The 14603-nt window shown below is 38.3% G+C and carries 11 protein-coding genes; 8 read left to right on the top strand and 3 right to left on the bottom strand.

Translation table 11 applies throughout. The features are described from left to right. The first annotated feature begins 184 nt into the window (after nt 1-184). The 7 genes from BVH02_RS11595 to BVH02_RS11630 all read left to right on the top strand — a co-directional run bounded on the left by BVH02_RS11595 (nt 185) and on the right by BVH02_RS11630 (nt 7951). Nucleotides 185-1456 carry a DUF445 domain-containing protein gene (locus tag BVH02_RS11595; protein WP_086501618.1) on the top strand — a complete coding sequence of 424 codons (1272 nt, stop codon included), beginning with the start codon at nt 185-187 and terminating at the stop codon, nt 1454-1456. Nucleotides 1457-1651: 195 nt separating this feature from the next. Then, nucleotides 1652-2113: an SRPBCC family protein gene (locus BVH02_RS11600; protein ID WP_086501619.1), complete on the top strand. Its 462-nt coding sequence runs from the start codon at nt 1652-1654 to the stop codon at nt 2111-2113. A gap of 144 nt (nt 2114-2257) precedes the next feature. Then, entirely contained in the window at nt 2258-3685 is a 1428-nt protein-coding gene (locus tag BVH02_RS11605; RefSeq protein WP_086501620.1) for a bifunctional metallophosphatase/5'-nucleotidase, read from the top strand. A 465-nt stretch (nt 3686-4150) separates the two neighbouring features. After that, on the top strand, nt 4151-5218 hold the full coding sequence (locus BVH02_RS11615) for a sensor histidine kinase (protein WP_086501622.1): 1068 nt from the start codon (nt 4151-4153) through the stop codon (nt 5216-5218). A 296-nt stretch (nt 5219-5514) separates the two neighbouring features. Continuing rightward, the gene (locus BVH02_RS11620; RefSeq protein WP_086501623.1) at nt 5515-6327 is read left to right on the top strand and encodes an alpha/beta fold hydrolase; all 813 of its coding nucleotides are present in this window, start codon (nt 5515-5517) and stop codon (nt 6325-6327) included. A gap of 8 nt (nt 6328-6335) precedes the next feature. Then, nucleotides 6336-7532: a sensor histidine kinase gene (locus tag BVH02_RS11625; RefSeq protein WP_086501624.1), complete on the top strand. Its 1197-nt coding sequence runs from the start codon at nt 6336-6338 to the stop codon at nt 7530-7532. A gap of 17 nt (nt 7533-7549) precedes the next feature. Further along, nucleotides 7550-7951 (top strand): response regulator, encoded by a 402-nt coding sequence (locus tag BVH02_RS11630; RefSeq protein WP_086501625.1) that lies wholly within the window; start codon nt 7550-7552, stop codon nt 7949-7951. A gap of 191 nt (nt 7952-8142) precedes the next feature. Here BVH02_RS11630 and BVH02_RS11635 read toward each other — a convergent pair whose 3' ends face one another. Both BVH02_RS11635 and BVH02_RS11640 read right to left on the bottom strand, forming a co-directional pair. Beyond that, nucleotides 8143-9162 (bottom strand): zinc-binding alcohol dehydrogenase family protein, encoded by a 1020-nt coding sequence (locus BVH02_RS11635; protein ID WP_086501626.1) that lies wholly within the window; start codon nt 9160-9162, stop codon nt 8143-8145. 46 nt (nt 9163-9208) lie between these two features. Beyond that, the gene (locus BVH02_RS11640; RefSeq protein ID WP_086501627.1) at nt 9209-9946 is read right to left on the bottom strand and encodes a phytanoyl-CoA dioxygenase family protein; all 738 of its coding nucleotides are present in this window, start codon (nt 9944-9946) and stop codon (nt 9209-9211) included. Between the two features lie 313 nt (nt 9947-10259). On the opposite strand from BVH02_RS11640, the gene BVH02_RS11645 reads away from it, so the two are divergent. Next, entirely contained in the window at nt 10260-11162 is a 903-nt protein-coding gene (locus BVH02_RS11645) for a sugar phosphate isomerase/epimerase family protein (RefSeq protein ID WP_086501628.1), read from the top strand. 177 nt (nt 11163-11339) lie between these two features. Here BVH02_RS11645 and rapA read toward each other — a convergent pair whose 3' ends face one another. Continuing rightward, nucleotides 11340-14168 (bottom strand): RNA polymerase-associated protein RapA, encoded by a 2829-nt coding sequence (gene rapA, locus BVH02_RS11650; RefSeq protein WP_086501629.1) that lies wholly within the window; start codon nt 14166-14168, stop codon nt 11340-11342. Nucleotides 14169-14603: the final 435 nt, after the last annotated feature.

Consider the following 14603-nt stretch of genomic DNA (forward strand, 5'->3'; position numbering starts at 1 on the left):
AATCGATTTTTTATTGAAAATAGACGGAGGTAGTGTGATTTAGCTATTCCATATTTCTAAAGGTTAGACTTGGTTTTAGTAGCTGAGTTTTTACTAGAACAATAATTGTAGAGTTGACTGCAGAAGCAAGAGCTAAATTAAGTTTGGTTTATATATTGCAGCGGCCCATCTATCTAACGATTATATGAAAAATAGAATTGGAACAATCTCATTGGCTGTCGCCCTAATCGGGTTGGTATTTTTTGAACTGATGTTACGCGGAGGACATCTGTCGCATCAAGGCTGGAAAGTAGTACTGGCAGGTTTTGAAGCAGCAGCAATTGGAGGATTTGCAGATTGGTTTGCAGTAAGTGCCTTGTTCCGCGAGATACCCATCCCCTATTTCAAAAGACATACAAATATCATTGCTAAAAACAGAGATAAACTGACCGAAGGCATAGTGGATTTGGTCACGAACCAATGGCTATCTCCAGTTGTCATTTCGGAAAAAATCAGTGAGATAAACCCAACCCATACTATTATATCCTTTCTGAAAAAGCCCCACAACCAGCAGAAAACTATTGCTGTGGTGAAGAGAATAGTAGTGAAGTTGGCCGACGAAGTCGACAATCCTAAAATGGCTTCTGCACTAAAATCTATCCTTAACGAACAGATCCACGAGCTGGACCTAACCTCTACCTTAGCAAAATGGCTGGAGAAATCTATTAAAAACGGTGATCATCATCAGCTGTGGGAACTGGTGATTGAAGCAAGTTCCACTGCGATAAGCAGCCCTGACACTAGAAAACTTTTGCTAAGCAAACTGGAATATGCAGCCGCTGAGTATGGACATAAAAGCTTAGTAAAAAGATTAACGATTTCCATTGGCAAATCTGTCGGAGGAATTGATCTCGATGTACTTGCTGAAGAACTTCTCCGAAATGCGGAGGAATTTTTAACTGAGGCCAAGGCAAATCCTACTCATCCGATTCGCTCCAAATTTGACGAATGGATGCTGGATTTTGCGCAGAAAGTAGCTTCTGGAGATGGAGACAGTAGAAAAATGATAGCTGATTTCATTCAAGGATTAACGCAACATTCCGATGCAGAAAAGATCATTCAGAACCTGCTGACAGGATTTAAAGAAACTATAAGGCAGCAATTGAAACATGATGAGACTCCGCTTATGCAATTTGTAATTTCTAAATTGAACAAGGTGATTCTCGAGATGGAAACCGATCTAGAAGTACAAAACAAAATCAATCATTGGATAAAGGATACTGTCTCTCAGCTGATCACTCAGTTTCATGGGGAGATCGGAAATATGGTCCGAAATAGCCTCAGCAAACTAGATAACGAGGAGTTAGTCGCTCAGATTGAAGACAAAGTTGGAAGTGATTTGCAATATATTAGACTCAATGGAGCTGTGGTCGGTGGGTTAGTCGGGATAATCATTGCTTTGATTAGGTTGATTTAATGAAAACTCCGGTCTTACTTACACTTATTATACTTAGAATTAAAATGGCCTGAGGGGACAGAAGTCACGATAAAAGTTCATCATCCATCTCTGTTCAAATTCAAAACAACTGACAAAACAAATCTCCCGCTTCCATGTTTTATTGGTTTAAAACACTTTTTAAGTTTTAAGTATTACAGCAAAAAGTAGAAATGAATGGGAGTTTACCAATTTAAGCGAGAACAGACTTTTAATCAGCCGATAGAGAGACTTTGGGACTTTATCTCGGATCCGAAAAATCTAAAGAAAATAACACCTACATACATGGGGTTTGATATCACATCAGAGAATCTTCCTGATGATATCTATGAAGGAATGATAATTAGCTATAAAGTTTCTCCGCTCCTTGGAATTAAAACCACCTGGATCACTGAGATTACGCACATACAACACCAAAAATATTTCGTAGACGAGCAACGTGTCGGTCCATACAAACTTTGGCATCATCAACATTTTTTGGAATCTACTCCCCAGGGAACTGTCATGTCAGACATTGTCACTTACCAACCTCCATTTGGGATTTTGGGAAGTCTTGCAAATTCTATCCTGATTAAAAAAAAGCTAGAAGAAATCTTTGATCACCGTTTTAAGATAATGGCACAACTTTTTGGTAATTAAGTCTAGAACCTAGGAAGAGTGACTTAGGAATTCATCAGATTTTATTGCCTTTACTACTTTCTTAATGTTTGTATCATAGAGAACATTTTCGAGAAAAACAGTTTTTAAGGCCATATTTCACTGAAAGAGATAAATACGCAAAAAATGATACTGGATATTCTATTTATTAATGATGTTCACGGATACATCGCTCCGCATAGCGAATTATTTTACGATGAAAACGGCGAATACGTAGCAGAAGCTGGCGGTTACGCTCGTCTTTATACTAAAGTAGAAGAAATCAAAAAAAATAATCCAAACACCTTATTGTTTGACGGTGGAGACACTTTCCATGGAACTAAACCTATTGTGGATACTAAAGGTCAATCCTTAATTCCGATTCTGAATAAAATGGGGTTCGATGCAATGACGAGCCATTGGGACTTTGCTTACGGTCCAGAACACCTAAAAAATCTGACTAGCCAATTAAATTACCCTCATTTAGCCTGTAATATTTTTAACCAAAATGGGGAATTGTTTACTTCAGCTTCGAAAATTTATGAAGTAGAAGATGTGAAAATAGGAGTAATAGGAGTTGCTGCATTCATCGTAGATAAGGTAATGCCTTCCTCCTTTGCTGGTGAATTGAGCTTCACCAATGGAATAAAAGAGGTGAATGAAGAAATCAAAAAACTCAATAAAGAAGGGGCGGATTTGATTGTATTGCTTTCACATAATGGATTGCCCCAAGACATGGAACTTTTGAAAAAAATAGATGGAATTGATATTTGTTTGAGTGCACATACTCATAATCGCATATATACTCCCTTAAAAGTAAATGGGGCTTTGGTCATACAATGTGGATGTCATGGATCTTTCTTAGGAAAAATGAAGCTAGATATCCAAGATGGAAGTATACAATCACATCAATATGAACTCATTACGATTGACAACAAAATTGAAGAAAATGCAGAAATGAAAGCATTGGTAGACAGTGCACTAGAAAATTTTGCGGAAATTTCTAAGAACTACGTAGGTAAGACGACCCAACTATTACATAGATACACTACTGTAAATGCCAATTTAGATGAATTGATGCACCAAGGAGCATGCTTTGTCACCAATACTGATATATGTTTTTCAAACGGCTGGAGGTATGGCGCACCTATCGCAGAAGGTTTCATTACAGAGAATGATCTATATAATATGGCTCCTATGAATCCTCCAATTTCAGTGGTAGAATTAACTGGTAGGGAGATTAAAGAAATGTTGGAGGAAAATCTGTCACGCACATTTGCTTGCGATCCTATGAAACAGATGGGAGGATATGCAAAGCGTATTTTTGGGCTTCATCTAAATATAAGAATTGAAAATCCTGATGGAGAAAAAATTCAGGAGCTTTTTTATAAAGGAGATCATTTAGAGATGGACGAAACCTATAAAACAAGCTTCATAACAGTTCAAGGAGTTCCTTCAAAATATGGAAAAAACAGAAAAGAGTCAGAATTCAAATTGATTGAATCCATAAAGATGTATTTGGAAAAGCATTCCCCATTTTCACCATTGAAGAATCCGACCTATAGATTGGTGTAAATCCTGTATCATCCACAAGTATTCCAAAAATCGAATTTCTTAGCTGTAAAGGGTAAAATGTACAGGTTCCTGCTTATAGTTGATTTAATAGCATTTTTAAACTATCCTTCTAAAAAAAATTGCCCGATTTATAATTGTTAAGTCGAATCCATGATTCCCACAGTTTACTTCGTAAATATTGGGCTACCCGAAAATTATTTTTTAATCAAAGTAATACAGATAAGTAGTGAAGTGAAAAATATGTTGGACCCTTTAATGGATTCCTACACTAAAAAAAACACCCTTAAAAGTATTGCTATTGGAAGTAAACTGAAGATATTCGGCTGCGCTAAAATCGATGTGCAATGAGCTGTTGACGCATACCTACCTAACAATTCATATCGATTGAAGTAGAAAGCATACTAGTTAATCTTATCCAACAATTAGAGACTCTTATAGAGATGGACTATCAAAAAACATTATGGGATGAAGTTTATTAAAAAAATTAAGAGGAAACACATCAGTTTGCCTGTAGCGATAGTTACTATTCTTTTCATTGGATATGTTGACTTTTTATCAGGAGATGAGTTTGCTTTTTCTTTTTTTTACCTTTTACCGATAGCATCTCTATCCATATCTCCAAAGACAAGTGCTTCAGCAATAATTCTATGCGCAACTTTAGCAGCAATTGAATGGTTTATCGCCGAATACTTGACACGAGATTACACCTTACTTTTTTTTCCCATTTGGAACGCTGGAGTCCGACTTGTATTCTTCATTTCTATAGGCTTACTTTTATATTATCTCAAAGCAAATGAGAAGAAACTTAAATATTTAAATAGCCATTTGAAGTCAATAAATAATGAGAAAAATAAATTTATAGGAATAGCCGCGCACGACATCAAAGGCCCGCTAGGCATTATTAATGCCTTTACCGAAATTTTAATTCAGGACTATAAGGAGGAGTTGAATCCTGAAATCACCGAAATTCTTAACATAATTAAAACAACGAGTAGCAATAGCATCACCGTAGTCAGAAATCTGTTGGATGTTTCAAAAATAGAAGCTGGACAACTAGTATTAAACTATAAGCTACAGGACTACATCTCATTTATCATTAATCAAGTTCACATCAACCGAATACTAGCTAAAAATAAAGACATTGAAATTAAACTTGATTTGTCTAAAGATCAGCTATTTGTCGATTTTGATGAACATTATTTCAGTGAAGTTATAGGGAATCTGTTGTCGAATGCGATTAAATACTCGAATAGAAATACAGAAATTTTGGTAAAAGTCTCTTTATCTAACACAAATCAAGTGCTTACAGAAGTAATAGATAATGGAATAGGGATTTCGGAGTCGGAACAAAAAAGTCTTTTCAACTATTTTCAAAAAACAAGTTCCCGACCTACCGAAGGAGAAGAAAGCAGCGGATTAGGTCTCGCTATTTCTAAGCAGATCATCAGCTTGCATCATGGGCAGATTGGCGTCAAAAGTTTTAAAAACCAAGGTTCCACCTTTTTTTACACCATACCACTTATAAGGCCATAATTGGAACTTTGTCCAGATATAGTCAGATCAGCATTTAGTCTGGAGGCATCATAGAAACAATAGTGAGTATTAACTACGCTTTCTAATTCTAATCTATGCTAAATTTACCTTACCAAACCACACTTAGCTTTATGCCCACCCTCATAAAGGTAAATTTCACCAAGAAATGAAACTCATCAAATTCTCCCAAAATAAATATTAGGCAGACTCCCCCAAACTGGCATTCTTTGATCAGACAAATTCCGAGTCCTTTTGTGAAATTTATATTATTTTTGCCAACAATTAAAAAAGATCAAATGTCTGCAAAACTTCCACTCAACTCTATTTCATCTAGAAACCATGTGAAAATTTTGGGTACAGGTTCAAAAACCATACTTTTTGCCAATGGCTTTGGTTGCGACCAAAATATGTGGCGCTTTGTCACTCCTGCATTCCAAGAAGATTTCCGAATTGTCCACTTTGACTATGTGGGTTCTGGCAAGTCTGACATTTCAGCGTATATCCCAGAACGGTACGTGACCTTGCAGGGATATGTGAAAGATGTCTTGGAAATATGTGAAGAGTTGGAGCTTCGTGATGTCATTTTCGTGGGTCATTCTGTCAGCGGAATGATTGGTCTGCTTGCAGCTATTGAGCAACCAAAGTATTTCAGCAAAATGATTATGATAGGTCCTTCTCCTTGTTACATAAATGACGGAGATTATATCGGTGGTTTTGAACGTAAAGATATTGAAGAGCTACTGGAGATGATGGATAAGAATTACATTGGCTGGGCAAATTTCCTCGCACCTAATGTAATGGCAAATTTTGATCGGCCTCATTTGGGTGAGGAGTTGACCCAAAGCTTTTGCTCAACAGATCCAGTGATTGCCAAAAATTTTGCTGAGGCAACTTTCCTAAGTGATAATCGGGAAGATTTGAAATTTAACACCATAGAAACTTTAGTATTGCAGTGCTCTGAAGACATGATTGCGCCTCTTGAAATTGGTGAATACTTGACTAAAACTCTACCTCATAGCTCTGTAAAGGTTATGAAAGCCTCCGGTCACTGTCCTCATATGAGCCACCCCGATGAAGTGATAGAATTGATTAAAGAATATCTATCCTAATATAGCTAATGCATGATTTCTACCAGAATAATCCCTGCGTATGCTTTTCCTCGTCTTCGGACGGACTAATTATTGAAGTCAATCAAACTCTATGTAAATTTCTTGGCTATAGCCGGGAAGAATTAATAGGGCAGAAACTTGAAAGAATATTTTCTTTAGCAACCCGCATATTTAATCAAACACATTTTTATCCTTTGCTTCAGCTGAAAGGTCATGCCGAAGAAATTTACATCACACTTATAAACAAGGAAAAGGAGGATGTGGCAGTCCTGATTAATGCTATCCGAACCGATGAAGCTGGGGAATATCAATTGCACTATGCAGGCATTCCGATTAATGAGCGTAAGAAATATGAAGATGAAATTGTGGCTGCGAAGAAAGCTGCAGAAAAAGCTTTGAGAGAAAACACAGAATTAAAAGCGGCAAAAAATGTCCTTCAAAAGCAAAGTGAACTACTAGATCTTCAAGTATCACAAGCTAAACTCCAAAATCAAGAGTTAAAGCAAATCAACCATTTACTTACGCATACCTTACAGGAACCTGTGCGTAAGCTCATGTACTACTCCAACCAACTTACAGAGGTGGATGCTAACTTCGAAAAGGAAAATTATCGGATCAGAAAAATTACGGAGGATATGCACACGAAACTGAAAGGACTCCAACAATACGTGTGGCTTTCCGATGAAGAATTGACTTTTGAAGAGGTAAACATCTCTCACCTGATAAGAGCGGCTGAGGAGAAAATTAAATCTGAAAACACCAACCTCACGTTCTCCATTTATTTGAAAGAAATTCCAGTAGTGGAAGCTAATCAGGTCCAAATGCAACTATTAATACTGGAGATCATATATAATGCAGTACAATTCAGTAAGCCTGGCAGTGAAGCAAATGTGAAAATACACGCGAGTGTTGTATCACTAAATCAGTTTCGGTATTTAACCAATAACTACAAATACACGCCATTCTTAAAGCTCCATATCCAGGATGAGGGAATTGGGTTTGATGACAAATATCAACTTCAGGCATTTGAAATTTTTAGAAAGCTTCATCCTAGCAAAGGTCAGGGAATTGGACTTTCTCTTTGTAAAAAAATAATCGATAATCATGGAGGCACTATTTCTTTAGAAAGCCAACCCGATCAAGGTACAAGTGTCATCCTATATTTACCTTTGAAACAAGAAAAAGTTATAAATTCGCATCTGTAAAATAGAAATAGTAATAAATGAATTTTAAAGAGAAAATAATTCTCCATGTAGATGACGATCCAGATGATAGGGATCTTTTACGGGAGGTAATGCAAAAGGTAGCTCCGAATGTGAAATTGACATTTGCAATTAATGGGCTCCAAGCCTTAGAAACATTGAATCTTGCTAAAGAAACTCAATCACTTCCTTGCCTGATTGTGCTTGATTTGAACATGCCTTACCTCAACGGAGCACAAACTTTCGAACGAATTAAAGCAGATACTTCACTTAGTAAAATACCAATTGTAGTACTTAGCTCGGGAGAAAATCCTTCAGATAAATCTATGTTTAGCCAAGCTGGTGTTGATTATTTTGCCAAACCCATAGAATTCTCCGCATTAAAAGCTATTGGTAGCCACTTGGCAAATCTGTGTTGCTGATAATTATCTTTATTTAAGCAACTTTTTCTCTCCAACTGATTCTCACTGATTCATTTTTGAAATTGATATTACTACGCTGATATTGACACTTTTTTCGTCAGGCCTATAACATTATCTACCACGCCTATTATTCTAATTTAAGGGTCATATACACAAGGAAGAATGGTCTAATCTGGGACGTTTTTATTGCTTTACAAGGCAACCACCGTTTTAATGACTTTGCTTTTAGGATCAAGCCAGTCATTAAAAACATGGGGCAAATCATCAAAATCTGCTCTATGCGTTACCCATGGTTTTATGTCTATTTTACCGTTTTCCATCAGGTGAATAATATCAGAAAAATCCTGTGGCAGGCTATTTCTACTTGCCAATAGGGTGATTTCTCGACGGTGAAAAAGAGGATCGTCAAAAGTAACTTCGCCAATAAATAAGCCTACAAAAACCAATTTTCCTCCAAAGGACACATAACTGAATGCATTTTTCATTGAGTTGGGATTTCCCGTTGCATCAAAAACGACTGTTGGCAAAAAACCATCTAAACAGCTTCTCAATGCATCTGGAGCGAAATCTTCCGTAGCTTCAAGAATAAAATCTACCTGCATCTGCTCTTGGGCAAAATTCAAACGCTCTTTGTTGATATCCAGAACTACCACCTTAGCACCTCGTAATTTGGCAAATTGCATCACAGATAAGCCAATTGGACCGGCGCCAATAACTAATACCATGTCCTTAGCTGTGACTTCTGCCCGCTGCACAGCGTGAGCTCCAATGCTTAAAGGCTCAACCAAAGCCAATTGCTCATAGCTCAAAATTTTTGATTGGTGTAATTTGTGGATAGGGACTTTCAGATACTCCGTCATACCACCATCCACATGCACACCCAGAACTTGCAGATTTTGACAGCAGTTGCTCTTATTATTCAAGCATGATTGACATGTACCACAATTTAAATATGGCTCAATAGTCACTCTATCGCCTACGTGAATAGCATTCTTTTCGCCACCTAGTCTCACCACTTCCGCCCCCAATTCATGTCCTAATACACGAGGATAACTGAAAAAAGGCTGCTTACCTCTAAAAGCATGATAATCAGTACCACAGATTCCTATTTTCCTAATTCTCACTAGGGCTTCATTGGCTTGAAGGCTTGTTGGCGCTTCTTGCTCTTGAAACTTGAAAACTGTTGGGCTATCTAAAACAATTGTTTTCATTTTTTACTATTCTAATATTGAAACTCACCACACATATATTTGACTCTTATACATCCAAAATATGTCTGCCCTTTTCACCTATCCGCTGCAAAGTTTCCTCGGTGACATATTTTTTTTGGTCAATCTGCTGAGGTTGCTCTCTGCTGCAGAAATAACTATGAATACTCCTCCGAACCTTGTCAGTTTGATTGGTCGTACCGCCATGCCAAACGTGCGAGTTAAAAATAAATACTGAACCTGCAGGAGCAATAATCCGAATTTCATTAGGATGCTTGTCAGTTGGATCTGCCATCACTTCATCAGGCAAGCTGCTTAACTTATGCGATTTGGGTACGATTCGGGTAGAACCATTATCGGCTGTAAAATCATCAAAAAGCCAAATACTGTTGCAGACTTTGTACGCGCCATTCACGACCGTATTTTTCCAATCCACATGAAGTTTTTGCAGTCCTTGATTGGGTTTTGCTGCCCGATAATTGAGCGAGGACAATTTGTAAGTCTTACCTAACACTACTTCAATACCCGCTAGAACTCGAGGATGGGTATAGAAAACATCGAATACCGGACCCTTATTGACCAAATTAGCCAGACGGTCTGCCCCCATCTCTTTGGGGTGACGAATATATTTTGACTCTGCTAATTCTGCCCCCGCATTTTCACCTTCTGACTGCATCAATTCCTCAATTCTAGAATTGACTTGCTTGACTTCATCATCGGTTAATAATTGACCTAAATTAAGATAGCCATAAGTATCTAAAAATTCTATTTCTTGTTCCGTGAGCATTTCAAGATCTTTTAGTAGTATAACACTGTCAATATACCAATGACAGCAATATTTTGAACTCTTTATTTTACAGGACAACAGACCTACCGAAAGTCCTTTTGGCTAAATTCAACTTACTAACTTCTACGGATCCCTATTGATCCACAGAAATTAATCCTGATATTAGAGAGGTTTGAATCTCGAAATAAAACGCTATTTACAAGCTCATAACATTAATGAAAACATAATTCAATGATTCGAATTTGGCTCTTCCAAGAAGTACTCTTCAAGAATTCAGAAGGTTTTCTAAAATATCAAAATACTGATACAAGCTATGGATAAGAAAAGAAGAAATGTAATACGTAGTTTGGCAATAGCTCCAGCTTTACTTGCCTCACAGCAACTAATTGCAAGTGGTAAAACTGATCAAACGCCTGGAGCAAGATTACAATACAGCGTCAATGCTTATTCATTTAATTCCCTGCTAAGGAGCGGTGAAATGACATTTTTTGACCTGATGGAATTTGCTGCCGATATCGGTCTAAATGCTGTAGACCTGACTGGATACTATTTTCCTTCTTATCCTGACACTCCTCCTACTAGTGATCTTTTTCTCCTGAAGCGAAAAGCATTGGAACTTGGACTAAATATCTCTTGGACTGGAGTAAGAAATAACTTTGTCAATCCAGATCCTGCTTTGCGTGTAGCAGATAGAGAGCTGATCAGGAACTGGCTGACAGTTTCGTCTAAGTTAGGCGCATCCATCATGCGGATTTTCGACGGAAAACATTCACATGACGGTTTCACAAGAGATGAAGTAAAAAATTGGTTGGTAGAAGAATACAAAATATGCGCTAAGTATGCGGAAGAAACTGGCGTGATACTGGGTCTACAAAATCACAACGAGTTTTTACTGCAGAGCGATGAAGTTATAGACATTCTCAAGAGAGTGGAATCAGAATGGTTTGGATTGATTTTAGATATAGGTAGCCTAAATGCGGGGAATACTTACGATGAAATTGAAAAGCTTGCTCCTTATGCAAGTTATTGGTTCATCAAAGAACATGTTTCTCCGAAGGGCATTAAAACTCCTGTGGATATGAAAAAGATCGCCACGATCATCAAAAATCAAGGTTATCAGGGATATATTTCGTTTGAAAGCCTTTCAGAAGGTGACCCAAAGCAAATCGTCTCTTCTATGTTTACAGCATTTAAAGAGGAGTATGAAAAGCTCTGACAACTTCCCAAATCAGGCACATTAAACTATATAAAATATATCTGCTTTTGCCCCAGTAGAATACTAAAAGCGACTTATTATATTGTAGACACTAGCTTTGAGGGTTCTTCGGTCTTCCAGCCTTCAAAGCAAAGGATTTGAGTTTACTGGCTTCATCACGGATAATCACATTAAGAATTATTCCTTCCTGATCAGCTGTACCGAATCCAGTCTAACTCTCGCCTTTTTTATAAGTGATGAAAGCGTATCACGTTCCTCAATCGCAGTCTGAATTTCGTCGATCCTGATGTCTTTATTCTTTTTTTGCAAAGCAGTAAGTCGGTTGATTTCATGATCCAGTGTGCCGTTCATTCGTTCTAAACCCTTTGCTATTTCCAGATTTCCCATTTCTTCAGCCATTTGCGTGGCGGATGAAATCATCTTTGGCAGTAGAATCTCCACAAACGCTTCATTGTCTAGCAAGGGATCAATCTTTCCAGGAATAACGCTTTTATTGAACATTGCTACGGTATAACTGGCCGTCACTTTTTTGCCCATATGATCTACCACTATCCTCAGAGGCATATGTGGGAGGAAACGGTCGATGTCAATACTTTGCTTTCCTGCTGTTTCAAGTACAAAAATCAACTCAAGCAATAGACCAGGATTACTTGTTCCTCGGATCAGTCCGCAACTGGCTGTTCCCATGCTTGAGCTTAGCACCTTATCAATAGCGCCAGTGGCCATGGGATGATCCCAAGTCACAAAACTCACATCCTCTCTGCTTAATGCTCGCTGCCTGTCAAAAGTTATCTGCACCCCTTCTTTGGGAATGGATGGAAAAACGGATGCACTAAATGAAGCCGGATGCAACAAGTACGTTCGAGCAGCAAGATCTTCCATCTCTATGTCAAAATGCATGAAAACTTTGGTGAGGTAAGTTTCTAGCACTGGACTAGTATCTTCCGCTTGTATCTGTTGAATTAATTTCTCAGCAACTTTCGGGCGAAATGAATTCATTTCCAGCATACTATCTCGCCCTTCTGCAAGATTTTTCTTGAGTACTTTTTGATAGTCTGCAGTCTCCCTGATTAATGATTTCAATTCAGATTCAGCTTCTTTATAATCTGATAGTTTGGAAATCGTGAGTAGTCGATTACTAAATAATTTAGAAATTATATTACCTCCTTCTAAGTTCGTGTTAAACGCATTTAGGCCTTCATGAAACCACCTGACAAGAAGTTCTTGTGGGCTACCGATCAGATAAGGATTATATATAGTAATATCTCTTTTTTGCCCTATACGGTCTAGACGACCTATACGCTGCTCCAGCAATTCAGGGTGAAAAGGCATATCAAACAAGACGAGATGATGCGCGAATTGAAAGTTCCTTCCTTCACTTCCTATTTCTGAACAAATAAGCAGTTGAGCTCCGTCAGGCTCAGAAAAATAAGCGGCGTTTCGATCTCGCTGAACTAGCGTAAGATCTTCGTGGAAAACACTTGCTGTAAATTCAGGATAACTCTCCAAAGCCGATGCCAATGCAAGTACCTTTTCCTTGGATGTGCAGATCAAAAGTATCTTGGCTTCTTGCAATTCCTCCATTTTGCCTACAAGCCAGAGGAATCGAGGATCTTCATCAAACCAAAACGCCTGATCCTGTCCTGATTCTGAAGTGCCTTCCATGTCATAGAAGAACTCATTTCGCAGTCGTTCTACCCATAGACTTTGATTATCTTGATCTTGAAGCGGGATGAGATGAGGTATCCGCTTTGGAAATCCACTCATGGCCTGTCTCGTGTTTCGAAAGAGAACTCTGCCTGGACCGTGTTGATCAAGCAAATCTTCTATAAGATTATGAGTAGTTATCTCATCCTTATTGGCAAGTAAAGCAATTCTTTCCTTAGAGAAAATAGATTCCAAAAGTGTGGTTTCTTTCGGTTTTAAAACCTTGCCCTGCGAAAGTTTTTCGATAATTGCAGCTATGTCTTTATTACCCTCAGATTCATTGATGAAATCATTGTAATTAGTATACCGATTAGGGTCAAGTAATCGAAGTCGTGCAAAATGACTTTCTACACCCAATTGTTCTGGGGTGGCTGTAAGTAGCAACAATCCCTTTGCTACCTGACTTAATAGCTCCACAATACTATACTCAGGACTTGCTTCCTCCACGGACCACTCGAGGTGGTGAGCTTCATCTACCACCAACATGTCCCAGTTCGCAGAAATAGCTTGCTGTGTTCGCTTTCTTGAACCTGCCAAGAAGTCGATACTGCAAATGACCAACTGATCGTCGAGAAATGGATTTCCTTCAGGCGCTCCTTTTTCTAGAGACTTGCAACGTTCCTCATCGAAAATATTAAACCATAGATTAAATCTTCGCAAGACCTCCACAAACCACTGGTGAACCAAGGATTCGGGAACAAGAATTAGAACCCTAGAAATTCTACCAGTCACCAACAAGCGATGTAAAATCAGGCATGCCTCAATTGTTTTCCCTAGTCCAACCTGATCGGATAGCAAAACACGAGGAGCAAATCGTGAACTCACCTCATGGGCGATATACAATTGATGCGGAATCAAATCCACTTTTCCCCCAACAAATCCATGTACAGGAGAAATCCTTCTCTGATAATCGTGATCGAGCGTTTCTCTGCGCAATGCAAAAAGTTCAGGAGTATCTACATCTCCTGCAAACAGCCGGTCATCCACCGTATGCGAAGAAGACACATCACCAAGTCCGTCTTCACGCAATTCCCTGTCATCCCCATAGTATGTATAAAGGCCCTCTTCGTATTCAAGCCCTTCTATCACCATGGATTGTCCCTTTTGATCCACGATGGTATGTCCTGGTTTGAAAATAGTGCGGAGCAAGGGAGCACTTTCTATGGAGTAAAGTCTTATATCGTCAGCTACTGGAAATGAGATTCGCACCTTCCCTTTGCTTATTTCTGTGACAATACCCACGCCTAACTCAGGCTCTCCAGAACTGGTATATCGTTGATTTAGAAAAAATTCTCCCATGTACTATGGTTCTTATATAGATGATTAATATGATTCCCAACCAATGTGAAGCTTCTTTTGACCAAAAGTGCTTATCGGTTTGTTTACTGACACTACCCAGATGAGATGCGATTAATCTACTGACAGGGAGTGCCTTATAAATGACAACAGCGGGCTTGTGTTTATCATTTTTTAGCTTAATGCAAAGATAGCAGAAAAGTACCGAGCTGTTGATTTAGCTATGCTAAGCGTAATTCGAACTAAAGACTTTAGATGGAATTCCATTTGGAGCTGCTATCTAAAGAGTGCGCCAACTCATGAAATATGACTCCCCTACTTCTGGATTGATCTAATGAAACTGACGGAAATATATCCAGAACCAATCCTCCTTCTCCAATATGGAATTCCTTTTTCTCCGAAACAGTCAAAAAAATATCTTGCTCAGAAGCTTCCTAC

This window comes from Algoriphagus ratkowskyi (genome assembly GCF_002150505.1).
Classification (GTDB): domain Bacteria; phylum Bacteroidota; class Bacteroidia; order Cytophagales; family Cyclobacteriaceae; genus Algoriphagus; species Algoriphagus ratkowskyi.